This is a genomic window from Desulfolithobacter sp., from assembly GCF_054025815.1.
Genome location: NZ_JBPMMS010000026.1, coordinates 38,630 through 62,289 on the forward strand (window position 1 = coordinate 38,630; position 23,660 = coordinate 62,289).

A 23,660-nucleotide genomic window follows, 5' to 3' on the forward strand; every position below is an offset into this window, starting at 1 on the left:
GTTTCCATAGGCAGGCCGCCAGTTTTGCGGGGCGGGTGGACGAGATTGTCCGCCCGCCCTTTTTCGCTCATTTTTCCTTGTCTCATCTGCGCTCGTTACGTTTTTCAACAGCCTTTTATTTCCGGCCTGGATTTTTGATTCCCAGTTTGTCCATTCGGTAGCGCAGCACCCGCTCGCTGATGCCCAGGGATTCGGCCGCCCGGGTCTGAACCCAATTGTGTTCTTCCAGGGCCTCGAGGATTATTTCCCGTTCCATTTCGGCGAGACGCTCTCCCAGGTTTGAACCACTGCTGTTCTGGCCTCGAAAGTTGCGGATTTCGGGTGGCAGGTCCCGCACGGTGATGATGCTTGAGCGGGCCAGGGTGATGGTTCGCTGGATGATATGTTCCAGTTCCCGGACATTGCCGGGAAAGTTGTACTTGGTCAGCTGGGCCAGGGCCTGGTTGTCAAACCGGCATCTGGAGTTGTATTTTTTGAGAAAGAAATCGATCAGCTCGGGGATATCGTCTTTACGCTGGCGCAGGGGCGGAATTTCTATCTCAATGACATTGAGCCGATAATAGAGATCCTCGCGGAACATGTTCTTCTCCACCATTTCCTTCAGGTTCCGGTTGGTGGCGGCGACGATGCGCACGTCCACCGGTACGGGCTGCTCGCTGCCCACCCTGGTGATGGTGTTTTCCTGCAGGGCCCGGAGCAGTTTGGCCTGCATGGGTTGGGGCAGCTCGCCTATTTCATCGAGAAACAGGGTTCCGCCGTCTGCCAGCTCAAAGACCCCTTTTCGCCGTCGGTCCGCACCGGTGAAGGCTCCTTTCTCATGCCCGAACAGCTCGGATTCAAAGAGATTCTCCGGTACGGCAGCGCAGTTGAGCTCGATGAATGGTCCGTTTTTCCGTGGGCTGAGCAAGTGGATGAGACGGGCCACCAGTTCCTTGCCGGTGCCGGTTTCGCCCCGGACAAGTACGGTCCATGGGGTCGGGGCCGCCCGCTGAATCACAGAAAGCAGATTCTGGACCGGCCGGCTCGAGCCCACCAGGCGTACCGGCAGGTCCTCACCGGCGATGACCTTTTCGACCCTCTCCACGTCCCCGGCCACCAGCACCTCGTCCTCTATCTTTTGTATTTTTTCGAGGAGTTGTTCCAGGTCCACCGGTTTTTCCAGGAAATCGTCGGCTCCCAGGCGCATGACCCTGACAGCTGTGTCCACCGCGCCGTAGGCCGTGATCATTATGGCCCGGACAGAGGGGCAGGCTTCCTGTATCTTTTCCAGCAGTTCGTCACCGTTCATATCCGGCATGCGATGATCGAGCAGGATCAGTTCAATGGGTTGCTCCATGAAAATTCGGAGCGCCTGGGCAGCGTCTGCGGCGATGAAGGTCCGGTAGCCCTGTTTTTCAAGAAACCCTTGCAGCATTGTGCGCTGCATTTCTTCGTCGTCGACAATGAGGATATTCATGATGCTCTGTCCTTTTCATTTTTTCCTGGCTGTTCGGGAATCAGAACCAGGACTGTGAGAAGAAGCCTGTCCTTGTCATGGGAAATTTCAAGATTACCGCCATGGGCCTTTGCGATGCGACGGCAGAGGGGCAGGCCAAGGCCGGTGCCCCTGGTTTTGGTCGTGAAATAGGGCTCGAGAAATCGTTGCAGGTCATCGGCGTCGAGGACGCATGGTCTGTTTGTTACCCATAGCTGCAGAGTGTTGTCCCTCACCCGGAGACGGATGCCGAGATGACCTCCCTCCATCTGGGCCTCCAGACCATTCTTGATCAGGTTGTCGAAGAGTTCCGCCAGCAGGTCCTGGTCACCGCGGAACCCGCCGGATACCTGGAGATCGGTGGTCACTTCGATGCCATTGGCCTTGCAGTCACCACCATACAGGGAGAGGATCCGTTTGATCATTCCTGCCGGATCCATCTCCCGCGGTCTGGGATGCAGAGGACGGGCAAAGCGCTGGAGTTCGGTGACAATGTTCGCGGTGCGCTGCACGGCCTCGCGCATGGCCCGGATCAGTTCTTCCTGCTCCCTGGTCAGGTTGTCTGATTCCAGGGAGAGCCGTTGCAATCCCATGTTGATGGCGTTGAGCGGATTACGTATCTCGTGGGCGATGGTTCCAGTGGTTCGGCCCAGGGCCGCGTCTTCACGTTCCCGGGCCAGCTCGCGCTCAAAAAGTTTGGTCCGGTTCAGGTTGTCTTGCTGGTAGCGGTAGAGTATCCAGCCAAACAGCAGTCCCAGGGAAAGCATCAGGGTTCCGAACATGATGAACTGGCGGCGCATGCTCTCAAGCCGGTGGACAAATCTCCGGGCGTCCAGGCCGATGACAAGCACTCCGTCCCGGGTGGCAATCCAGGTTTCAGCGGTAACCTGGTCGCCATTGCGCAGGAGGGTGACGGCAGGATCGACGCCGGGGATGGATCTGTCAGGATTCAGGCGGATGTAATTGATCCCGGGCAGGGCCGAGAGACTGGCAATCAGGGCCTGGCGGCTGGTTTTTTCCCTCAGGTCGAGGACCTTCCGGGCATCCCAGCCGACGATAATGCAGGACAGATTTTCCTGGTCCGGAACAGGCTGGATGAAATAGGCGGTTTTCGACGATTCTTCGTACCTGAGTTGTCCCTTTTCGGGTCCACCGGTGCAGGATGGGCTGTCATCGAACCATCTTTCCGGTCCGGAAACGTGCTGGCCGTCCGGACGCAGGATTGTAATGCCGCGCAGACCCATTTCCTTGGCCAGGGCACTCAGTTCGTCACTGTGCAGGGGCTCGATTGTTTCAAGATACTTGATGAAACGAATGTTATCGGCCAGAAAGGCGGTCAGGATGGTATCAATGGTCTGATGGGCCGCGCTCGAAAGGTGCAGGTTTTCCTCGATGATTTTGGCGATCATGGTCGCTCGTTCGGTGGCGTTGTGCTGGAGGTTGGCCCGTACCCGGTTCATCTGCCAGAAGTAGACCGACTGGATCACCGTGATCAGCAATCCGAAAACCAGAAAATAGACCAGCCAGGCCGGCAGCGGTCTTTTCAGCCACTTTTTCAAAGAGTTCTGCAGCAGACTCAACGACCGCCACCTCCCCTGTGGCCACCCCGGCCAAAGCCCCATCCCAGGCCTCGCTCCAGGCGGGAGCGTACCCCGGTGGGATCGTTACGGAATCTACCACGCATTCCCCGGATATCGCTGGCCTCAAACCGGGTTCCATCGGCGGTGAAAGCGCCCCATATCCGGATTGTCTCCCCTGGTGTTACACAGCCGGGCAGAGCGCTGTCAGCCCGGACCGTGACCGTCTCACCGTCGCTGGATTCCGGCTTGAGGGTAAAAGCGTGATGGTCCCTGTCCACATGGACAACTGTTCCAATCAACATTTCGGCCAGGCAGGGGAGAGGCGGGATCAGGATTACGCCGGCTGTCAGGCTGGCCACAAAAAGGATAACCATGTTATTTTTTCGTAGCCACTCCATGCAAAACCTCGAAGAGCGCGTGGGGATCCATATCGTTATCAGCGGCAATTTCCTTGATGGTCTTTTCCGGATCGGCATTGAGTCCCTGTTTTTTCAGCTCCCGCAGGATGGTCGGTATGTTGAGTCCATACCGGGTGCAGATGTCTGCCAGGGACTGGCGCCCAAACCCGGCCGGCGGCGCGTCCGGCAAACCACCAATGGTTTCGGTCTCTTTTTGTGCCGGCAGCATGATCTCGTAAAGTCTCTTGGGTGAGACGTTGTTTTTCTTGGCAATGTCGATCAGTTTGTCCTGCTCGCCATCAAACTTGATCCCGGCCTGGGTCAGCAGGTCCATGGCCTGTTTCAGATCCAGGTTGGTCTGCCGGGCGAAGAGCCTGAGCGAGGAGAGTTCGGCATGGCCATAGGGCGGTTCACCATATTTTTCCGCAGCCGCATCCTTAATGGCCTCACTTATGTTTATGATCGTACTCATGGGCGGAACCTGGAAATAGGTTCCCAGGGCTACGACCAGGGTCAGGAGCAGGGCCACGTTGAAACTGGCGGTAAATATCTTGAGCTGTCTGCTCTTATCCTTGAGATAGGCGACAATGGCTTTCCAGTTATAGACAATATGGAGAAACCCGGCCAGCAGAAAGAGAAAGCCCAGGTTGATATGCAGGTCACCCCATTGGCTCTTGGTCAGGCCCCACAGTGTCCAGTCGGCCCAGTAGGCGACTCGTCCCTGGGGGACAATGTAGAGGATGATGCTGGTGACGACCAGCAATACAAAGGATATGAGCATGGTCAGCGAGGTGATTTTTCGCAGGTTCATGGGATATTCCTCCTTGAGATAAAAATGATTTCTGCGTTTAATTGATAACTGGCTATAGATTATTGGATAAAAGCACAGAGTGTGCCACAGTTGTTTTTGCCTGTCATAAAATCTTCTGATCCGGGACTGCGGGCATGTTGTGGAGGGAAGGGTCCGGGGTTCCTGGATGGAAATCGGATCTGGTGTTCGACAATATTGTCGAACAGGTCCGGGGAATGTCGAGCCGGACCCGGGGATCGGGTGCACAGAAAGAGGAGAGGATCATGATCATGGAGCAGCAGTATATAAATTTAAGCAGTGAGCAGCTTCGGGCCTACCTGGACAGCCATGATGAGGAGGAGTACGTATTGGTGGATGTGCGCCAGCCAGAGGAGTATCGGCGTGGTCATATTCCCGGCGCCCGGCTCCTGCCCCTGGCCGAGCTGGGTGCCCGGCTGCCGGAACTGCCAACCGATCGGGATATCATCTTCTACTGACGTTCGGGCAAACGGTCGCAGGCTGCGGCCCTGTTTACTTCGGCCAGCGATTTTATCGGTAAAACCATATACAACCTCCAGGGTGGCATGCTCAGCTGGAACGGCGAAGTACTGCCCGACTTTCCAGCCCTGCGGGTTTTCGATCTGGAGACAGATCCAAGCAGTCTTCTTTACACGGCCATGGATCTGGAGCGGGGTGCACAGCGTTTCTACACCATGGTACTCGAAAAATATCCGGATCAGTCCTTTTCCGGGGCTATCGATCTCCTGGCCCGGGCCGAGGAGGGTCATGCCCGGCTGGTTTATGACTACTGGTCAGGCTACCAGGAGGGCAGTGTACCCCCTTTTTCGGCTCTGTATGAGGATCTGCCCGGTGATATCCTTGAGTCCGGCCAGGATGTGGAGGAGCTGGTGGCCCGTTTCGACCGAATCAGGGGGCCGGTCTGTGTCAATGTGGTGGAAATGGCACTTTCCATCGAGATGACGGCCTATGATCTGTACCGCAACATGGCGCATCGCTATTCAGGTACGGAAATGGAGACGCCCTTTCTTGCTCTTGCTCAGGCCGAGAAGGAACATATGCGGATTGCAGCTGATGCTCTCCTTGGCTGCGCGAGCAGGTGATACAGGTTCAGCGCCGTGTCCATGAATGATGCCGGGCGTCCATTGGCTGGCGGACAAACCGCAGAAAGGGGAAGCCGGTTGACGGCCATGGCTGTCACCTATTTCTTTGGTGTTTTCAACGATAATTTTTTCAAGCAGGCCGCCCTGATGCTGGCAGTGGCCGCGGGCATGAGTCAACTCCAGGGCCGGGCCACCGAACTCTTTACCCTGCCTTTCATTCTCTTTTCCGCCTGGGGTGGCTGGCTGACGGATCGTTTTGCAAAAAGACAGGTTTTGGTCCTGGCCAAGTTCCTGGAGCTGGTGGCCATGGCCATCGGCAGCTGGGCCGTGATCACCCTGAACTGGTTCTGGATCCTGGCCATGATCTTTGTCATGGGGCTGCAGTCCACTCTCTTTGGTCCGGCAATCAACGGTACCATTCCCGAGCTTTACCCTGCCGACCGGGTGCCCTGGGTCAATTCCATGCTCAAGATGGTCACCACCGCTGCCATTCTCCTTGGTATGGCCCTGGCCGGCTTTGCCCTGGACCAGGAATGGCTGTCCACTTCTGTGCCCTTTGGCCGGCTGCTGGTTGCCTCTACGGTTCTTGTCTGCTCCCTGGCCGGGCTGTCTGCCGTTTTTCATATTCCCGTGCATCCTGCGGCCGGAAGTCGAGCTGTGTTTCCCTGGTCTGGTCCCCTGGCTTCACTCAGGGAGGCAATGGAGCTGTGCCGGGACCCCTTTCTTCTGCTAGCGGTCGGCTGTGATGTGTTTTTCTATTTCATCAGTCTCCTGGCCGTACTGGTGATCAATACCCTGGGTCTTGTGGAGTTGGGGGTTGGCAAGTCGGCCACTTCCCTTCTCTCTGTATCCCTGATGGTCGGAGTCTGTGGCGGAGCGCTGATGGCCGGGCGCTGGACCACTGTTTGGCGCTGGACCCATGTTCTGGCTCCCGGAGCGCTGGGCATGGGGATGTGCATGGCCGGGGCGGGTTTGTTGGTCCACTGGGGCGGTTCTGCGATCTATCCTGCATTGCTGGCAATTCTTGGCTGTGCCGGGTGGTGTGGCGGGTTGTTTCTCATTCCGGTGTCCTCTGCCATCCAGATCAGGCCGGATGCCTCGCGTCGGGGCCGGATTATCGCGGCTGCCAATTTTTTATCCTTTTCCGGCATGTGGTGCTCCGGCCGAATATACTCTCTGCTCGACCGTGCGCTGGCCCCGTCGTCGGCCATGGTGATTCTCGGCCTTGGGGCCGTTGTTGTCGCGGGGGTGATTGCGGTGATTGTCTGGCGGCCCGGTGGTCTGAGGCAGTGGGAATGCTGAAATCGTCGTTGGCCTGTTAAGGTGCATAATGAACTGCAATGTTCTATAATATTCCTGTATTCATCCGGATTGCACATATCATCAGAAACAGGGAGGCTGCTGGTTTTCGCTGGCGGTGAGAGTATGAAAAGAGTGTTAGCCAGACCATGGCATGCCATGGCTGCCGACGAGGTCGTTGCCCTGCTGCAGACAGATTCCGTAAGGGGGCTTGACCAGGATGAGGTGGAGCGCCGGTTGCGCCGCTTTGGGCCCAACGTTCTGACTGCGAAAAAGAGACGGCCGGCCTGGCATCGTTTTCTTCTCCAGTTCCACCAGCCGCTCATATATATCTTGATAGTATCCGGCCTGATAACAGCAGGGCTCAGAGAATGGGTCGATTCCGGGGTTATTTTCGGGGTCGTGCTGGCCAATGCCATTGCTGGATTTATCCAGGAATCCAAGGCTGAAAACGCCCTCGCTTCCCTGGCCAGGACCATGGTGTCACGCACTCTGGTCCGCCGCAGCGGGGAAAAAAGGGAGGTGGATTCGGCGAACCTGGTGGTGGGCGACATCGTTCTCCTCCAGGCCGGCGACAAGGTGCCCGCTGATCTGCGGCTTGTGCAGGCCAGGGATCTGCAGGTGAATGAATCCGCCCTGACAGGTGAATCGGTTCCTGTGGCAAAATCCGTGGATCCTGTCCCCGAGGATACCATGCTTGCCGAGCGGGTAGACATGGTCTATGGCTCGTCCATGGTGACCCATGGGCAGGGAACGGGTGTGGTCGTTGCCACCGGTGATGATACCGAAGTGGGGAGGATTTCCGAGCTCATATCCTCGGCCGAAGACCTGGAAACACCGCTGACCCGCAAGATTGCCCACTTCAGCCGAATGCTGCTCTACGCCATTTTGTTCCTGGCTGCGGTGACAGTGGTGGTGGGACTGCTGCGCGGCAAGTCGCTGCTCGACATGTTTATGGCTGCTGTGGCTTTGGCGGTGGGCGCGATCCCGGAAGGACTGCCGGCTGCAGTGACCATCACTCTGGCTATCGGCGTGTCGCGCATGGCCAGACGAAGGGCTATTATCCGGAAGTTACCGGCTGTGGAGACTCTGGGAAGCGTGACCGTGATCTGTTCGGACAAGACCGGCACCCTGACCGAAAACCAGATGACCGTCCAGGCCATTGTCGCCGGAGGTGAGCATTACGAGGTCAGCGGTTCAGGGTACGCGCCCCTTGGGCGGATCGTCCGCATGGACGGCCAGGAGGGTGACGGTTCCGGTGCCCTGGCTGAATGTTTGCGGGCCGGGCTGCTCTGCAATGACAGCGAGCTGGTGGAAAAAGACGGTCAATGGCAGGTACAGGGAGATCCCACCGAGGGGGCGTTGCTGGTGGTGGCCGCCAAGGCAGGTCTGAACCGATCTGAACAGCAGGCCCGGTTTCCCAGGCTTGATGTGATTCCCTTCGAGTCCCGTTACCAGTACATGGCCACTCTGCACGCGGATGAACAGGACGGTAACCGGCTGGTTTACATCAAGGGAGCGGTCGAGCGTATTATCGAACGTTGCGATCAGGCTCTTGATGGTTCCGGTCTGGTCGTGCCCATCGACCGGGAGCGGATTTTTGCAACTGTCGACCATCTGGCGGCCCGGGGCATGCGGGTTCTGGCCTTTGCCCGCCGGGATATGGCGCCCGGAACAGAGCGAATCAGCCATGATGACCTGGCTTCGGGCCTGGTTTTTCTCGGTTTGCAGGGTATGATCGATCCACCCCGGGCCGAGGCGGTGACGGCGGTCAGGATCTGCCAGGAGGCAGGGATCCAGGTCAAGATGATCACCGGTGATCATCCTGCTACCGCAGTCGCCATTGCCGAGCAGATAGGCCTTGTGCGCAGCCTGCAGGGAGGTGGCCTGCCGGTGGTGACCGGGCAGGATCTGGCTGGTTTATCGGCCGAGGAATTGTTGAATACGGCTGAGCAGGTCAATGTTTTTGCCCGGGCCACGCCCGAACAAAAGATTCGTCTTGTCCAGGCGTTGCAGGCAAACGGCCATGTGGTGGCCATGACCGGTGACGGGGTCAACGACGCACCAGCCCTGAAACAGGCCGATATCGGTGTGGCCATGGGGCGGGCCGGGACCGATGTGGCCCGGGAAGCGGCTGACATGGTACTTACAGATGATAACTTCAGCTCCATCCAGGCGGCCATCGAGGAAGGGCGGGGGGTGTTTGACAACCTGACCAAGTTCATCGTCTGGACCCTGCCGACCAATCTTGGCGAGGGGCTGGTGATTCTGGTGGCTATCTTTCTCGGCACCACCCTGCCTATTCTTCCTGTGCAGATTCTGTGGATCAACATGACCACGGCCGGGTTTCTTGGCCTGATGCTGGCCTTTGAACCCAGGGAGCCGGGTATCATGCAGCGCAGACCACGTGATCCCAAGACCCCTATTCTCACCTCTGAACTGATAATCAGAATTTTTCTGGTGGGAACCCTGCTCCTCATCGGGGCCTTTGGCCTGTTCCGCTGGGAACTGGCCGGGGGAGCCTCCCTTGACGAGGCCCGCACCGTGGCGGTGAACGTTTTTGTCATCATGGAGCTTTGTTATCTTTTCAATTGCCGTTCACTGAGCAGGTCTGTTTTTCAGCTGGGTATTTTTTCAAACCTGTGGGTCCTGGGCGGGGTTGGCGCCATGCTGGCAATGCAGGCCATCTACACCTATGCACCGTTCATGAACGAGCTTTTCCAGACCAGCAGCATAGGTGCTGCGTCCTGGATACGTATCGTGGTCGCCGGCTTGATCTGTTACGTGGTGGTCGAGTTGGAGAAAAAATTTCGCCGCCGGGCTCTGGCCTGAAACCAGAGCCGGTCAGCTGTTCTGGAGGGATGGGTGTTGCGACGCCATCTGGTTACTGAGTTTTGACTTTTTACGAGACTATCATTTTTTGCGCAGCACCCTTTTGTCGCCTATTCGGATGGTGAGCTTGATCCGGTCGAAATATTCAAGCAGCGGAATGGAAAACTTGCGGGTAAGGCCGGTGAGTTCCTTGAACCGGGGAGCGTCAATCTCTCCCTCTTTTCTGATGTGGTCGGTGAGTCTTTCCGCCAGGGTATCGAGTTCCCGGCTGTGGAAATAAAGGGATTCTGTCACCTTGACCAGGATTCTCTCCTGCAGAAGCAGATCAATAACCTGGCGGATCTGTTTTTCGGGAAATTCCTCGAAAGTGACCAGTACGTCTTTCAGGTTGGGTGGCCGAAGACCTGCATCGAGGTAGAGACCGGCGATCTTTTCCTGCATTTCTTTCTCGTCCACCTGGAGTGTGACCTCGTGGCCAGAGAGCCTCACTTCGGCTCCATCGATCACAACCTCTCCTTTTCTGGTCAGGGTCGAAAGTATATGAGAGAACAGCTTTGAGTCGAGTGGTGGACGCAGACGAGACCTGAGCTCCTCTTTGGCCAGTCCGCTTTTGAGCGGGTTTTTTTCATGATATTCAGCCAGCAGATCCAGGACCTTCCCTTTGATGTTCTCCACCACTGATGCCGCCACATAACGCTGCTTCTCCGAGTCCACCACCATGATTTTGCCGGTGGAGACCGGCTGCTGGAGCTGTTTTTTGAGTTTCTTGCCAAAAATGCCCAGGCGGGTTGACAGTTGCTCGGCGGTGAGGCCGTGGTAACCGCTTTCTTCCAGGAACAGCAGCAATCGTTCATCTGCGTTTCCGTCCCTGTAAACGGCAAATATTTCCCGGTTGCGGTTCCTGTCCCTGACGACGGTCCGTTTTCGCTTGGGCGGTGCACTGTTTAACACAGTACCGCCGCCAATGGTGGTAACCGGTGAGTAGGAGCGCAGGACATAACGATCTCCCGGCCATACAGCCGCAGGCTCCTGAAGGATCAGTTGTACGGCCGCATCCTCTCCTGGTGCCAGGGCGTCGGTTTCAAGCAGGACGACCCTGCCGATGATTTCCCTGGTGCCCACATGGACCCGGACCTGGGTTCGGTTCTTGAGCTCCCGTTCGTTTTCCGCCAGGTAGTGGAAATCGACGTCCAGCAGGGTTGAGGGAGTCAGGCAGCCCGGTGTGGCAGCCACATCGCCCCGGTTGATTTCCTCTTTCTCGATTCCCTGCAGGTTGATAGCAGTCCGGTGTCCGGCCTCCACCAGCTCCACATCCCGGCCATGGACCTGGATGCCGCGGATTTTGGCCTGCAGCTCGCCAGGATAGAACATCAGGTCGCTTCCCACGCCGATGCGGCCGGAAAGAGAGGTTCCGGTGATGACCGTTCCGAATCCCTTCATGGAGAAAACCCGGTCCACCGCCAGACGAAAAGGGCCAAATTCCTCGCTGAAGTCCAGGGCCGCGATTTTTTCGTCCAGCACCCTGATGACCTCGTCGATACCCTCACCTGTAACCGACGATACGGTCAGAAGAGGCGCCTCTTCAAGAAAACTGCCGGTGAAGAACTCCTGCACTTCCTCCTGGACCATCTCAAGCCATTCATCGTCCACCATGTCCTTCTTGGTCAAAATGATGATGCCGTCCTTGACGCCCAGCAGTCGGCAGATGTCAAAATGTTCTTTTGTCTGGGGCATGATTCCTTCATCGGCGGCAATGATAAAGGCCACCAGGTCCATGCCGGCGGCGCCGGCGACCATGTTGCGGACGAATTTTTCATGGCCGGGCACATCGACGATTCCGATCCGGTGGCCGCAGGGCAGGTCAAGATGGGCAAAACCGAGCTCGATGGTGATCCCGCGTTCCTTTTCCTCCTTGAGCCGGTCTGTTTCGATACCGGTCAGGGCCCGGATGAGGGAAGTTTTTCCGTGATCGACATGTCCTGCTGTGCCAAGAATAATTTCACGCATGGGTCGTGGTGGAGAGTGAGAGTTTGAGTGGTTTTCCTTTTTTCGGGCAGCAGCATCGATACAGGATCACTGCCCTTTTCAGGCCATCAGATATAGGGGTTGTTTCCCGTCTCCTCGTTGATGGTGGATCTTAAGCCTCCATACCCGTGTCCTGGCCACACTATGGTTTCCGGCGGCAGGGTCAGAAGCCTGGTGCGAATGGAATTGAGCAGTTCGCTGGTCGAACCTCCGGGAAAATCGGTCCGGCCGACACCACCGACAAACAGGGTGTCACCGGTGAAGCAGTCGGGCGCCTCGTAGAGGCAGATGGAGCCCGGTGTATGACCGGGAGTATGCAGGACCTTGAGGGACTGGTTGCCAAAGGTGATGACGTCCTGGTCTTCCACCAGGATATCCGGGGAAGGTGATTCGGCCAGGCCCAGCATGGAGAAGTACTGGCGCACTTCGTCGCGGGCAAAGAATTCGCCGTCAGCCCGGTGCATGATGATCTTTGCCCCGGTGGCCTGCTGGATGGGGCCGTTGCCACAGACGTGATCCGGATGGCCGTGGGTGGCGATAATGTATTCCACATCCAGTCCAGCGGTCCGGCAGGCCGCAAGGATTCGGTCTTCGTCTCCGCCCGGATCGATGATTGCCGCCTTGCCGGTCTCTTCACAGGATACGATGTAGCAGCATACGCTCATCATACCCACAGTAAGCTGTTGAATCTTCATGGGATGAAACTCTGGATTGTTCGGGTTCTGGGTGAGGTGGTTCGGACCGGACCGTAAGGCAGGGGGTACCTTTCTTAGGGCCCGGTTTCGATCCTGATGTCGATCAGCAGTCGCACTTGTTTGGATCGCATCCGCCGGAGCCGCAGCCACAGCCGCCACCGGCCGGGGAGATGGTGTCCAGGGTCGGGGCTTTCTTCCCGGGGGGCAGCCGCTGTTCCACGCCATCGACCACGGCAGCGAAGGCCCTGGTAGCCGGGGTTTCCTCATCCGAAGAGAGGTAAGGTTTGCCCGTATCACCGGCAACAACCACCCGCGGGTCCATGGGGACCCGGCCAAGGAACGGCAGGTCAAAGTCGCGGGCGGTTTTTTCGCCGCCACCGGTGGAGAAGATATCCACACCCTCACCGCAATGGGGGCAGACAAAGCCGGACATGTTCTCAACCACACCGACCACGGGCATTTCCACGGTCCGACAGAAGTTGATAGACTTGCGCACATCGGCCAGGGCAACGGCCTGGGGTGTGGTCACAATCAGGGCCTGAACGCCGGGAATGGTCTGGGCCACCGACAGGGGTTCGTCACCTGTGCCGGGGGGCGCATCAACGATCAGGTAGTCAAGTTCGCCCCAGTCCATGTCGGCCACAAACTGGCGGATGGCCTGTATCTTAAGCGGTCCGCGCCAGATAATGGCGTCGTCCCGGTCCCTCATCATATATTCGAGCGAAACAACCTTGAGCTTGTCGTTATAGATAAGAGGCGGGACCAGGTCGTCGGGGTTTTCCGGGGGCTCCAGACTGCCGGTCAGGTTGAGCATCCGGCAGATATCGGGTCCGTGCAGGTCCACGTCCATGAGTCCGACCCGATGGCCGCGATTGGCAAGGCCCATGGCCAGGTTGACAGCCACCGTGGACTTGCCCACGCCGCCCTTGCCGCTCATGACCAGAATTTTATGTTTGATTTTGCCCAGGGACCTGGTGATGGCGATGTCCTGCTGGGCCAGCTGGGCATCGGCCCCGTGGCAGCTGCTCTGGGTGTCGGATCCACAGGATCCTCCGCATGAATGTCCCATGATCTTGTACTCCTTGTCTATTTTGTCTGTACTGTTCTGGATGACAGTCTTCTGGTTCACCGCCGACCGGATGACCAGGGACTGTGGATCGCAGAGATTCGCGCTGGAAAACTCCAATTACTCTAATGCCGCTTATCTGAAAAGCAATGAAAAAACACTGGTGCCTCTGCCCTCTGTGCCGTTTCAGGGGTATGGCTGCACCGGCCTTTGTGTTGATTTTTCATTGTCATGGACGGTATAGTGATTACTTCTATCTCTGGTGGTGTGTGTTTCCTGATGCCTTATGTTGAACTCGGGAGGATGTAGATGGACTTGCTGAGCAAAAAAATTCTGGCAGAGCTCGAGCATATGCAGCAGGCGGGACGTCTGCTGCGCAATATGTCGCTGGCCCGTATGGTTCCGATGGATTCAGGAGGCTGGCAGCCCCCGCTCGATGTCTATGAAGGGGAGGATGAATTTTATATCTACTGTGACCTGGCCGGGGCCGACCGGGACAGTTTGTCGGTGATCGCCGAGGAACACCGGGTCCGTATCAGTGGCCGCCGCCAGCTGCCGCCTCGTCATGCCATTGTCTGTGTCCATCAGCTCGAGATCGAGCTGGGGCCGTTCAACCGGGTCGTCTCCCTGCCCGCGGCCATCGATGTGGATCGGGTGACCTCTGTCTACCAGCAGGGGATGCTCATCATCACTATGCCGAAAAAACAACGGAAAAGCAAGGTTAACATCAGGATAACCCCTGGAGAATAGAGCCATGACTTCGGAACAGCAAAAACAGGATAAACGGATTGATCCCCAGAGCCTGGAAGTGCCCGAGGTTCTGCCTGTCCTGCCTCTGCACGGTTTTGTCTTTTTTCCGGGCATGGGGTTTCCTTTGCAGGTATCAAGCGAATCTTCACGGCACCTGATCGACGAGGCCCTGCTGGGGAATCGAATGATCGGTCTTCTGCCCCATTCCGGGGAAGACTCCAGCAGCCGGGAGGATGTGGACACCGATGATCTCTATCAGGTGGGGGTGGTGGGCTATATCCACAAAATGACCAAGTCCGAGGATGGCGTGTACCAGGTGCTGGTCAGCGGGACAAAGAAGTTCCGTGTTCTCGAATACGTGCAGCGGAAGCCCTTTCTCAAGGCCCGGGTGGAAGAGATTCCCATGGAGGTCAGGGAGGACAAGAAAATAGAGGCCCTGCTTCTGGGAATTCGCAACCAGTTTCAGAAACTGGTCAAGATAGCTCCGCTGCCCCAGGAAATAGGCATGACTGTTTCGGCCCTGACCAACCCGTTTCATATAGCCTACCTGATTACCTCGCAGCTCAACCTGAAGATAAGCGAGGAGCAGGAGATACTGGAGCTCGAGGACCTGGAGGAGTTGTTGCTCCGGGTGGCCCGGGAACTCAGCGACCGGATCGAGACCGTGGAAATGTCCAACAAGCTCCAGGAGTCCATCAAGAAGGATATGGATGAGCGGCAGCGGGAATTTTACCTGCGTCAGCAGCTCCAGGCCATACGCAAGGAGCTTGGAGAGGGAGAGGACGACAAGGTCGAAATCCGCGAGCTGCGGGAGCGGGCGGAGAAGAAGGGCTTGACCGAGGAGGCCCGGGAAGCGGTGGAAAAGGAGCTCGAGAGGCTGGAGCGGATTCCGCCCTCGTCTCCGGAATACTCCGTGTCCCGCAACTATATCGATTGGATCCTGGAGTTGCCGTGGACCGAATCGAGTAAGGATACCATTGATCTTGACAAGGCCGAAAAGGATCTGGAACATGACCATTACGGGCTGTCCAGGATCAAGAAGCGGATTCTCGAGTTTCTGGCGGTGCGTAAACTCAAGCCCGATATCCATGGTCCCATCCTCTGCTTTGTCGGTCCGCCGGGAGTGGGCAAGACCTCTCTTGGTCAGTCCATCGCCCGGACCATGAACCGCAAGTTTGTCCGGGTGGCCCTGGGTGGTGTGCGGGACGAGGCCGAGATCCGTGGCCACCGGCGGACCTATATCGGTGCCCTGCCGGGCCGGATCATCCAGAGCCTGAAAAAGGCCGGGACCAACAACCCGGTCTTTCTTCTCGACGAAATTGACAAACTGGGCAATGATTTCCGCGGCGATCCCTCCTCGGCCCTGCTCGAGGTTCTGGATCCTGAACAGAACTCGACCTTTACCGATCATTACCTGGATATTGAGTTCGATCTCTCCAGGGTGATGTTCATCGCCACCGCCAATGTGCTGGACGCTATTCCCGGCCCTCTGCGGGACCGGATGGAGGTGGTGGAGCTATCCGGCTATACAGATCATGAAAAATCCATTATTGCCCGCCGCCACCTGCTGCCCAGGCAGCTTGAGGAACATGCCCTTGATGAAGATGATCTGGATATTACCGATGAAGCGCTGCGGGTCATCATCCGCTCTTACACCCGCGAGGCCGGGGTGCGGAACCTGGAGCGACAGATTGCCGCCATCTGCCGGGGAGTGGCCACCGGGATTGCCCGGGGTAAAAGTGGAAAAACCGTCGTGACCGAGGAAAATCTCTATGATTTTCTTGGCCCGATCAAGTATTTTCCAGAGATCAAGGCCCGGACCTGGGGACCTGGACTGGCCACGGGACTGGCCTGGACCCCGGTGGGCGGGGAGATTCTTTTTATCGAATCGGCGAGCATGAAGGGAAAGGGATCCCTGACCCTGACCGGCAAGCTCGGCGATGTGATGAAGGAGTCCGCCACCGCGGCGCTGACCTACATTCGGTCCCATGCTGAAGATCTGGGCATTGACGAAGACATGTTTTCAAGGATTGATCTGCATGTGCATGTGCCCGAAGGGGCTATTCCCAAGGATGGACCGTCGGCCGGGGTGGCCATGGTCTCGGCGCTTGTTTCGGTGCTCAGCGGAAGAACCGTCCGTCAGGATGTGGCCATGACCGGAGAGATTACCCTGCGCGGAGATGTCCTGCCGGTGGGCGGAATCAACGAGAAGGTTCTGGCAGCGCTGAGAGCCGATATCAGGGAGATAATCCTGCCGGTGTTGAACGAAAAGGATGTCATGGAAATCCCGGAGGATGTACGGGGGGGTGTGATTTTTCACTATCCGCACACCATTGCCGAGGTGCTGGACATTGTATTTGAAAAAGAGGCGGAAGCGTAATGCTTGGATGGTTTAAGAAGAAGTTTGGCAGAAAACAGGAAGAACAGAAAGCCCCGGTTCAGGCTGAAGAGGGCGTAGCTGCAACAGCGGGGTCCGAGGTGGAGAGCGAGAGGCCGGAATCCCGGCTGCAGAGGCCGCCGGACCCGGTGCATGTCTCGTCAACTCCTGCCTCCACCGGGGAGCCCCTGCCTGAAAAGGAATCCGTTTCGACAGAGTCGGCAGGTCCTGCAAAGGGACAGGAAGAAACCATAGAAGAAGCGGCGGCTAACCCTGAATCATCTGCTGCCCGACCGGACACCGGTGAACAGGAAAAACCGGTCCGTAAATCCATGTTCCAGCGGCTGCAGGAGCGTCTCAGCAAGACCCGCGAAACCCTGGCCAGTCGGCTGGATACCCTGTTTCTTGGCAAAAAACAGATCGATGAAGATCTGTTGGACGAGCTTGAAGAGATACTGATTACCGCCGATCTCGGGGTGCGGACCACCCAGGAGCTGCTCGATGCGGCCAGGGCCAGGGTCAAGCGGGACCAGCTCAGCGATCCCCAGGCCCTCAAGGAGGTGCTGCAGGAGAAGATTTACGAGTATCTCCAGGCCTCGGATCAGCCGGCCGAGCTGGTCATGCCGGAAAAAGGACCTTTTGTCATTATGGTGGTTGGTGTCAACGGTGTCGGCAAGACCACCAGCATTGGCAAGATCGCGGCCAAATTTGTTCGTTCCGGCCAGTCGGTTCTGCTGGTGGCCGGAGATACCTTCCGAGCCGCGGCCATTGACCAGCTGAAGATCTGGGGTGACCGGGTCGGAGTGGAAGTCGTGGCCCGTGATCCGGGATCAGATCCTTCCTCGGTGGTCTATGAGGGCCTGGAATACGGGGTGGCCAACAATATCGACGTGATCATCATCGACACGGCCGGTCGCTTGCACACCAGTGTCAACCTCATGGAAGAGCTGAAAAAGATCCGGCGGGTGATCGGCAAAAAAATGGAGGGAGCGCCCCATGAAGTGATGCTTGTTCTCGATGCCACCACCGGTCAAAACAGTATCTCCCAGGCCAGGATGTTCAGCGAAGCCGTCGGGGTAACCGGCCTGACCCTGACCAAGCTTGACGGTACCGCCAAAGGTGGTATCGTAGCCAACATATGCCGGGAGCTCGGAATTCCGGTCCGGTTTATAGGCATAGGTGAGCAGATCGACGATCTGCGTGATTTTGACCCCAGGGAATTTGTTGACGCGCTGTTCAACAGGGAGCCCGACGAAACCAGACAGAGCTGAAAAAGAACACCACTGCCATGGCGCCGCCTTTCCATTTATCCTTTTCACAGCCCAGTCATACGTCCCGTTACGGCTTGGATCGGCTGTTGCCCGCCGGCCCCGGGCGGGCAGACACGAACGGCCTGGAAGGGTTTGTTCTCCCTGCTTCTGTAACTCCTTAAATCTGTTTTTTCTCCCCCTTATATGGAATATCGACGACATAACCAGCCAGGATGTGGGGGTTGCCTCCTGATCACGGCCCTGATTCTCCTTGCCACCGGCGGTCTGCCCGCAGTGGCCAATTTTTTCGGCTTTCTTTTTCTTTCCGGCCTGATCATCGTTTTGCTGATCATCGCCTCTTTTTTGGGCTTTTCCTGGTACATACAGCGCCGGGTCTCCATATACGAGGCCTCCCAGACCGAGACCCATAAACGTTTTGTCCATCTGCTGGTCCATATTCTGGTCAAGATGGCCCAGGCCGATGGCCATTTTACCAAGGCCGAGCTTAAGACCATTCTGAATTTTTTCCAGTACTCCCTGCGTTACAACCAGGACCAGATGTACTGGGTCAAGCAGCTGATCAAGGATGCCCGTGATGCGGATGCGGATATGAACGAACTGCTCACCGCATTCCGCAACTCCTTTGCGTATGAACCCCGATTGATCCTCCTGGAGCTGATCTACCAGCTCATCTACACCAAGCAGCCACCTGACCCGGCCGAGCTTGCCCAGGCCAGGAATATTGCGCAGTTTCTGCAGATTTCCGTTTATGACCAGCGGACCATTGAGGCGAAATACCAGTATCGTCAGCGTCAGAAAACAGCCACTGCCGCTTCCAGCGAAGAGCATTACTACGCGGTCCTTGGCCTGGAGGTCGGAGCAGATTTCGCCGCCATTAAAAAGGCGTACCGTAAGCTGTCCATGCAGTATCATCCAGACAAGGTCAGTCACCTTGGCGAGGAGTTCAAGAGGGTCGCCGAGGAGAAGATGAAGGAGATCAATGCTGCCTACGATTATTTCAAGCGCAGGCATAATGGTACATGACCGCCGGTGGCCATTGACCGGTGCGGATTTTTTTGTCCCGGCCCTGGAGTGGGTGAAAAATATCCGGTTATTTAGTACGCTTCGGTTTTTGATCCTCAACCGTCAATCTTACTCAATTGTCAAAGCAGGAAGGTTCTATGTCAGTTTCCAGAAAGATGCAGATGTTTGCGGAGAAATCGTCCTGGATCCGCAAGATGTTTGAAGAGGGCGCCCGGATGAAGGCGGAGTTCGGCGATGAGAAAGTGTTTGATTTTTCCCTGGGCAATCCCGATGTTCCGCCGCCGCCCAGGTTCAACGAGGTCCTGAGAGAGCTGGTGGAGGAAGACAGGCCCGGAGTGCACGCCTACATGCCAAACGGCGGCCTTCCCTGGGTGCGTGAGGCCCTGGCCGCCAAGTTGTCCCGGGAGCAGGGGGTGGAGATCGGTGCCGGCGAGGTGCTCATGACCTGTGGCGCTGCCGGAGCGCTCAACGTGGTGATGAAGGCCCTGCTCGATCCCGGTGACGAGGTTATCATCCTGTCGCCGTTTTTTGTCGAATACAATTTCTATGTCGACAACCACGGAGGCCAGACAAAGATTGTTCCCACTGACAAGGAGTTCTGTCTCGATCTCGAGGCCATTGAGGCCGCACTGTCCGAAAAGACCAAGGCCGTGCTGATCAACAGCCCCAACAACCCCACCGGGCAGGTCTATACCCGCGAATCTCTGGCCGCGCTCGGGCGTCTCCTGGATGAGGCCGGAGAGAAGTTCTGCACCACTATTTACCTGATCTCCGACGAACCGTACCGCAAGATAGTCTTTGATGACTGTGAAGTGCCCTCGATCATGGAGGCCACGGATAACTCCATTGTGGTCTCATCCTATTCCAAGGACCTTTCTCTGCCCGGCGAGCGGATCGGCTACCTGGCCGTGCATCCGGAGATTTTCGAAAAGACCGTGCTGCTCGACGCCCTGACCCTGGCCAATCGGATTCTTGGCTTTGTCAATGCTCCGGCCCTGATGCAGCGGGTGGTGGAACGGCTCCAGGACGAGACCGTGGACATCTCCATCTATGCCCGGCGACGGGAGGTTTTCTGCCGGGTCCTCGACGAGGCCGGGTTTGAGTATGTCCGGCCCAGGGGCGCTTTTTATCTTTTTCCCAAAACGCCTGTTGATGATGTGGAGTTCTGTGGCCTGCTGCAGGAAGAGAAGATCCTTGCCGTGCCGGGACGGGGCTTCGGGGCGCCGGGCTATATCCGCCTGGCTTTCTGCGTGCCCGATGACGTGATCGAGCGCTCGGCGGACGGTTTCAAGCGGGCGATGGAGAAGTGCCGACACTGATGCGAAAAGGTGTCCCGGGCCGGATCTGCCGTCTTGAAAGACGGGAACAGGAGTCAGGGTAGAGCCTCAGGTAACCGGCCCGCGGGACGGCTCCGCTGCGGGAGCAGTTATATCCTGTCGGCCCTCCGGATGATATCGCACAGCTCCAGGGCAATGGTTGAGATCTCTTGCTGGTCCTCGCCTTCCACCATGACCCGTATCACAGGCTCGGTTCCTGACGGCCGCACCAGAATACGGCCCCGGGAGCCGAGCTGTTCTTCTTTTGCCCTGAGCGCCTCTGGAAATCCCTGGATTTGTTCCGGGGCAACCTTGCTCGACATGCGGACATTTTCCAGGATCTGGGGGTAGCTGGTCATAATTTGGGCAAGTTCTGAAAGCGGCTGATTTTTCTTGATCATGATGGCCAGGAGCTGCAGTCCGGCCAGGATACCGTCACCAGTGGTGTTGTGATCGAGAAAGACCAGGTGGCCGGACTGCTCGCCACCAAAGTTATAGCCCCGGGTCCGCATGGTTTCGACCACGTACCGGTCGCCCACCTGGGTTCGGACCAGGTGCCCCCCCATCTCTTCCATGGCCTTTTCCAGGCCCATGTTGCTCATCACCGTCGCCACCAGGGTCTTCTTTTTCAGTTTGCGCCGTTTCATCAGCTCGGCCGCGCAGATGGCCATGATATGATCCCCGTCGACAATCTCGCCGTGTTCGTCGCAGACGATGAGCCGGTCGCCGTCGCCATCCAGGGCCAGGCCGATATCGGCTCCCAGTTTCCTGACCTTGTCGGCCATGATCTCCGGGTGCAGGGCGCCGCACTGGTGGTTGATGTTTTTGCCGTCCGGGTGAACGCCGATGCAGGTCACCCTGGCACCGAGCTCGGAGAAGACATGGGGCGCCACCTTGTAGGTGGCCCCGTGGGCGCAGTCGAGGACGATATGGAAATCATCCAGGGTGTATTTTTTCGGAAAGGTGTTTTTCAGGAAGACGATGTATCGTCCCTTGGCATCGTCGATTCTCGAGGCCTTGCCCACCTCGTCTGCCACCGGCCTCAGGGCAGCCATTTTTTGGGAAAAGATCAGATCCTCGATGTCGGCCTCCAGTTCGTCGGGCAGTTTGAAACCGTCACTGGAGAATATCTTGATCCCGTTGTCCTGGAATGGATTATGCGAGGCCGAGATGACCACCCCGGCATCGGCGCGCATGGAGGTGGTGATAAAGGCAATGCCCGGGGTAGGCAGGGGGCCGACCAGCTGGACATTGACACCCATGGAGCAGATGCCGGCCGCCAGGGCGTTTTCGATCATGTAGCCGGACAACCGGGTATCCTTGCCGATGACGATATGGTGCCCCTTGGTGTTGGTCTTGACGAGAAAGGCAATGGCCCGGCCAATCTGCATGGCGATTTCCGTGGTCATGGGGTAGATGTTGGCGACCCCGCGTACGCCGTCGGTTCCAAAGAGTTTTCGCATGGTCTTTTGTAAATTTTCAGTGTTGAGTTTTTTGAAATTGTCGGTCAGGCCAGCTGACGCAGTCTTGCGCCGACTACTGTCATTGCGGACTTTCTTTTGCTTTTTCCGGTTGCGTCTCGCTGTCCTTTTTCCTGACTGGTTTTTTTTCCTGAAGAGGAATGACCAGGACCTGTTCCGGTCTGGTGGCGATGATCTTGATGGGCTCGTGGCCCGGGACGTTGACCCCGTTTACCGTTACCGGCAGTTTTTGGGGCCCGGTCAGTTTTTTTACGGTCAGAGAGGCCCGAAACAGCATCGACAGTTCCGGGGTGTCGCGGACCAGGTTTTCCGGGATAGAAGCCACAACCGATACCGTACCGGGTTTGACCTGGACAGGAAATCCAGGCGTACGGGCGTTGACCGGTATGGAATGAATCGTCCTCTCGACAAATTTCTCCCGCACTTCTATCTTGACCGTGACCACCGTCTCACCTATGAGGTCGAGTAGCTCCTGGGACAGGTTCAGGTGGACCTGCAGGGTGGTGGAATGGTCGAGCCCGTCCAGGTTGATCACATAGGTGGTCAGGGCGCTGGTGGAGTCCAGGATCGTCTTGGGACCGGATATGGTCAGGTGGTCTGGCTCAAGGGTGATGTTGCTCAGCACATATCCTGGTGCCGGGCTGCCTTCGGTGATGGGGTTGATGGGCAGGTCTTTCTGGGCCAGCCGGTCCAGCAGCAGGGTGATGTTGGCCGGCTGCAGCCTGAGTACCGTGATGCCGCGGGGAAAGGGAATGGAGTCAGGATCGTTCTGGACCACCACCGTACCCGGTTTGGCCCCGGACAGGTCGATGGGCCGGGTGATGTTCAGATTGCGGATCTCCTGGATCAGGCTGCGGGGCCCACGGATGGAAACCTCGATTTCTTTCCTGAACTGGTTGGATATGACCAGGTCGGCCGGCAGGTTCAGGATCTCGATGGGCACCTGGATGTTGATGTCCACCTGGTCTTCTCCCACGACGAAAAACCAGAGAAAGACAGCAAGACACAGCGATATGGCCTTGAGGGCCAGGTCTTTTGGTGCGGTGCTGAACGGCAGTCGAAGCATTGTGTTAATCCGTGGGGTCGCAGTGAGGGCTCATGTCTTTGTTGTTTTTTTTCCGTCCTTGCCCGGGACTGGCTCTTCTCTGTATCCTTTTCGCTGCCGCTGGCTGGAATGCCTGGATTTGCCAAGCCAGCTTTTCCATGCCGGCTTTGTGGATGGCTGGTGGATGAAAATGGACTGCAGAGATCTGGTCAGGGCTTCCTCGTCCCGGAGTGTGGTTATCCTGCCATCCATTACCAGCGATATCTCCTGGGTTTCCTCGGAGACCACGATGATGACAGCGTCGGTTTCTTCGGACAGTCCCAGTGCGGCCCGGTGCCTGGTTCCGTAGCGTTTGTCGATGTCCGGGTTTTGGCTCAGTGGCAGCAGGCAGCCGGCCGAATGGATGCGGCCCTTGCGGATGACCACTCCGCCATCGTGCATGGGCGAGGCGGGGAGAAAGATGGCCACCAGCAGTTCGCGGACCATGCGGGCGTCCAGGTGGTAACCAGACTCGATATAGTCGAGCAGTCCGGCTTCCTGTTCTATGACGATGAGGGCCCCGATCCGGCGTCGGGCCATGTAGAAGGCGGCCTTGATGATCTCGTTGAGGTCGTGGGCGGCCACGTTGTGCATCTTGTGGAACGGGGTCTGGCCCACCTGGGTCAGCACCCGTCTGATATCGTGCTGGAAGACGATGATGATGATCAGCAGGATCGAGCTGAGAAAGGTGCGCAGCAGCCAGTGCAGGGTCAGGAGATCGAGCTGCTTGGAGATGAAATAGATGACCGTGATGACGACGAGCCCAAGCAGCATCTGCACCGCCCGGGTGCCGCGGATCAGGAGCATGATCCGATAGATGATATAGGAAACGATCAGGATATCAACGATATCCTGCCATCTGACTGATCTGAGAACGTCGAGCATCGAGGGGGTGCGGAGAAGAGGTTGCGTCTGGTTGTTACAATGTGTTCAATATGCTTTAAATTTAGCATGTTAAACAGCGCTTGAACAGAAAAATAAAAGAGACGCCGCAAATTTTCTAATCTGGTATAGTATGGCGCAAACGGACTGCCCGCCGGTGAGGACTGCAGCCCAGCAACTTTTAGATTGTGCTTGA

At 57.2% G+C, this 23,660-nt stretch carries 19 protein-coding genes; 9 read left to right on the forward strand and 10 right to left on the reverse strand.

The window, feature by feature from the left end:
- Positions 1 to 115 precede the first annotated feature (115 nt).
- From ACXJJY_RS07245 to ACXJJY_RS07260, 4 genes are read right to left on the reverse strand one after another with little or no spacing between them, the layout of a single operon-like run.
- On the reverse strand, positions 116 to 1,456 hold the full coding sequence (locus ACXJJY_RS07245) for a sigma-54-dependent transcriptional regulator (protein WP_456386430.1): 1,341 nt from the start codon (positions 1,454 to 1,456) through the stop codon (positions 116 to 118).
- Complete coding sequence (locus tag ACXJJY_RS07250) at positions 1,453 to 3,054, reverse strand: sensor histidine kinase (RefSeq protein WP_456386432.1); 1,602 nt, start codon at positions 3,052 to 3,054, stop codon at positions 1,453 to 1,455. Before ACXJJY_RS07250 ends, ACXJJY_RS07245 begins: the two co-directional genes overlap by 4 nt.
- Positions 3,051 to 3,428 (reverse strand): hypothetical protein, encoded by a 378-nt coding sequence (locus ACXJJY_RS07255; protein WP_456386434.1) that lies wholly within the window; start codon positions 3,426 to 3,428, stop codon positions 3,051 to 3,053. Before ACXJJY_RS07255 ends, ACXJJY_RS07250 begins: the two co-directional genes overlap by 4 nt.
- Position 3,429: 1 nt before the next feature.
- A complete protein-coding gene (locus ACXJJY_RS07260; protein ID WP_456386436.1) occupies positions 3,430 to 4,263 on the reverse strand; it encodes a DUF4405 domain-containing protein in 834 nt (277 codons plus the stop codon).
- Positions 4,264 to 4,445: 182 nt separating this feature from the next.
- Between ACXJJY_RS07260 and ACXJJY_RS07265 the strand changes: the two genes are divergently transcribed.
- The 4 genes from ACXJJY_RS07265 (at position 4,446) to ACXJJY_RS07280 (ending at position 9,494) form a co-directional block, all read left to right on the forward strand.
- Positions 4,446 to 4,739, forward strand: a complete 294-nt coding sequence (locus tag ACXJJY_RS07265; protein ID WP_456386438.1) for a rhodanese-like domain-containing protein — start codon at positions 4,446 to 4,448, stop codon at positions 4,737 to 4,739.
- A gap of 87 nt (positions 4,740 to 4,826) precedes the next feature.
- Entirely contained in the window at positions 4,827 to 5,363 is a 537-nt protein-coding gene (locus tag ACXJJY_RS07270; protein ID WP_456386440.1) for a hypothetical protein, read from the forward strand.
- Between the two features lie 87 nt (positions 5,364 to 5,450).
- A complete protein-coding gene (locus ACXJJY_RS07275) occupies positions 5,451 to 6,665 on the forward strand; it encodes an MFS transporter (RefSeq protein WP_456386442.1) in 1,215 nt (404 codons plus the stop codon).
- 123 nt (positions 6,666 to 6,788) lie between these two features.
- The gene (locus ACXJJY_RS07280) at positions 6,789 to 9,494 is read left to right on the forward strand and encodes a cation-transporting P-type ATPase (RefSeq protein WP_456386444.1); all 2,706 of its coding nucleotides are present in this window, start codon (positions 6,789 to 6,791) and stop codon (positions 9,492 to 9,494) included.
- 81 nt (positions 9,495 to 9,575) lie between these two features.
- On the opposite strand, the gene selB is transcribed toward ACXJJY_RS07280, so the two are convergent.
- The 3 genes from selB to ACXJJY_RS07295 all read right to left on the reverse strand — a co-directional run bounded on the left by selB (position 9,576) and on the right by ACXJJY_RS07295 (position 13,283).
- Positions 9,576 to 11,501 carry a selenocysteine-specific translation elongation factor gene (selB, locus tag ACXJJY_RS07285; RefSeq protein ID WP_456386446.1) on the reverse strand — a complete coding sequence of 642 codons (1,926 nt, stop codon included), beginning with the start codon at positions 11,499 to 11,501 and terminating at the stop codon, positions 9,576 to 9,578.
- A gap of 86 nt (positions 11,502 to 11,587) precedes the next feature.
- Entirely contained in the window at positions 11,588 to 12,214 is a 627-nt protein-coding gene (locus tag ACXJJY_RS07290; RefSeq protein ID WP_456386447.1) for an MBL fold metallo-hydrolase, read from the reverse strand.
- Between the two features lie 103 nt (positions 12,215 to 12,317).
- On the reverse strand, positions 12,318 to 13,283 hold the full coding sequence (locus tag ACXJJY_RS07295; protein ID WP_456386481.1) for a P-loop NTPase: 966 nt from the start codon (positions 13,281 to 13,283) through the stop codon (positions 12,318 to 12,320).
- Positions 13,284 to 13,589: 306 nt separating this feature from the next.
- On the opposite strand from ACXJJY_RS07295, the gene ACXJJY_RS07300 reads away from it, so the two are divergent.
- The 5 genes from ACXJJY_RS07300 (at position 13,590) to ACXJJY_RS07320 (ending at position 20,020) form a co-directional block, all read left to right on the forward strand.
- Positions 13,590 to 14,030, forward strand: a complete 441-nt coding sequence (locus tag ACXJJY_RS07300; RefSeq protein ID WP_456386449.1) for an Hsp20/alpha crystallin family protein — start codon at positions 13,590 to 13,592, stop codon at positions 14,028 to 14,030.
- A 4-nt stretch (positions 14,031 to 14,034) separates the two neighbouring features.
- On the forward strand, positions 14,035 to 16,410 hold the full coding sequence (gene lon / locus ACXJJY_RS07305; protein WP_456386451.1) for an endopeptidase La: 2,376 nt from the start codon (positions 14,035 to 14,037) through the stop codon (positions 16,408 to 16,410).
- Positions 16,410 to 17,678, forward strand: coding sequence for a signal recognition particle-docking protein FtsY (gene ftsY / locus ACXJJY_RS07310; RefSeq protein ID WP_456386453.1), 1,269 nt, complete (start codon positions 16,410 to 16,412; stop codon positions 17,676 to 17,678). Before lon ends, ftsY begins: the two co-directional genes overlap by 1 nt.
- Positions 17,679 to 17,861: 183 nt before the next feature.
- Positions 17,862 to 18,701 (forward strand): DnaJ domain-containing protein, encoded by an 840-nt coding sequence (locus tag ACXJJY_RS07315; protein WP_456386455.1) that lies wholly within the window; start codon positions 17,862 to 17,864, stop codon positions 18,699 to 18,701.
- A gap of 137 nt (positions 18,702 to 18,838) precedes the next feature.
- Positions 18,839 to 20,020 carry a pyridoxal phosphate-dependent aminotransferase gene (locus tag ACXJJY_RS07320; RefSeq protein ID WP_456386457.1) on the forward strand — a complete coding sequence of 394 codons (1,182 nt, stop codon included), beginning with the start codon at positions 18,839 to 18,841 and terminating at the stop codon, positions 20,018 to 20,020.
- A gap of 107 nt (positions 20,021 to 20,127) precedes the next feature.
- On the opposite strand, the gene glmM is transcribed toward ACXJJY_RS07320, so the two are convergent.
- The 3 genes from glmM to cdaA form a co-directional block, all read right to left on the reverse strand.
- Entirely contained in the window at positions 20,128 to 21,480 is a 1,353-nt protein-coding gene (glmM, locus tag ACXJJY_RS07325) for a phosphoglucosamine mutase (RefSeq protein ID WP_456386459.1), read from the reverse strand.
- 79 nt (positions 21,481 to 21,559) lie between these two features.
- The gene (locus tag ACXJJY_RS07330; RefSeq protein ID WP_456386461.1) at positions 21,560 to 22,564 is read right to left on the reverse strand and encodes a CdaR family protein; all 1,005 of its coding nucleotides are present in this window, start codon (positions 22,562 to 22,564) and stop codon (positions 21,560 to 21,562) included.
- A gap of 30 nt (positions 22,565 to 22,594) precedes the next feature.
- On the reverse strand, positions 22,595 to 23,467 hold the full coding sequence (gene cdaA, locus ACXJJY_RS07335) for a diadenylate cyclase CdaA (RefSeq protein ID WP_456386463.1): 873 nt from the start codon (positions 23,465 to 23,467) through the stop codon (positions 22,595 to 22,597).
- Positions 23,468 to 23,660: the final 193 nt, after the last annotated feature.

Excerpts from the sequence above, each read along its gene's own strand:
- ACXJJY_RS07260 (WP_456386436.1), bottom strand. The coding sequence starts at position 4,263 with ATGAACCTGCGAAAAATCACCTCGCTGACCATGCTCATATCCTTTGTA.
- ftsY (WP_456386453.1), top strand. The coding sequence starts at position 16,410 with ATGCTTGGATGGTTTAAGAAGAAGTTTGGCAGAAAACAGGAAGAACAG.
- lon (WP_456386451.1), top strand. The coding sequence starts at position 14,035 with ATGACTTCGGAACAGCAAAAACAGGATAAACGGATTGATCCCCAGAGC.
- selB (WP_456386446.1), bottom strand. The coding sequence starts at position 11,501 with ATGCGTGAAATTATTCTTGGCACAGCAGGACATGTCGATCACGGAAAA.
- glmM (WP_456386459.1), bottom strand. The coding sequence starts at position 21,480 with ATGCGAAAACTCTTTGGAACCGACGGCGTACGCGGGGTCGCCAACATC.
- cdaA (WP_456386463.1), bottom strand. The coding sequence starts at position 23,467 with ATGCTCGACGTTCTCAGATCAGTCAGATGGCAGGATATCGTTGATATC.
- ACXJJY_RS07245 (WP_456386430.1), bottom strand. The coding sequence starts at position 1,456 with ATGAATATCCTCATTGTCGACGACGAAGAAATGCAGCGCACAATGCTG.
- ACXJJY_RS07330 (WP_456386461.1), bottom strand. The coding sequence starts at position 22,564 with ATGCTTCGACTGCCGTTCAGCACCGCACCAAAAGACCTGGCCCTCAAG.
- ACXJJY_RS07300 (WP_456386449.1), top strand. The coding sequence starts at position 13,590 with ATGGACTTGCTGAGCAAAAAAATTCTGGCAGAGCTCGAGCATATGCAG.
- ACXJJY_RS07295 (WP_456386481.1), bottom strand. The coding sequence starts at position 13,283 with ATGGGACATTCATGCGGAGGATCCTGTGGATCCGACACCCAGAGCAGC.
- ACXJJY_RS07255 (WP_456386434.1), bottom strand. The coding sequence starts at position 3,428 with ATGGTTATCCTTTTTGTGGCCAGCCTGACAGCCGGCGTAATCCTGATC.
- ACXJJY_RS07275 (WP_456386442.1), top strand. The coding sequence starts at position 5,451 with ATGGCTGTCACCTATTTCTTTGGTGTTTTCAACGATAATTTTTTCAAG.
- ACXJJY_RS07280 (WP_456386444.1), top strand. The coding sequence starts at position 6,789 with ATGAAAAGAGTGTTAGCCAGACCATGGCATGCCATGGCTGCCGACGAG.
- ACXJJY_RS07315 (WP_456386455.1), top strand. The coding sequence starts at position 17,862 with ATGGAATATCGACGACATAACCAGCCAGGATGTGGGGGTTGCCTCCTG.
- ACXJJY_RS07270 (WP_456386440.1), top strand. The coding sequence starts at position 4,827 with ATGCTCAGCTGGAACGGCGAAGTACTGCCCGACTTTCCAGCCCTGCGG.
- ACXJJY_RS07320 (WP_456386457.1), top strand. The coding sequence starts at position 18,839 with ATGTCAGTTTCCAGAAAGATGCAGATGTTTGCGGAGAAATCGTCCTGG.
- ACXJJY_RS07290 (WP_456386447.1), bottom strand. The coding sequence starts at position 12,214 with ATGAAGATTCAACAGCTTACTGTGGGTATGATGAGCGTATGCTGCTAC.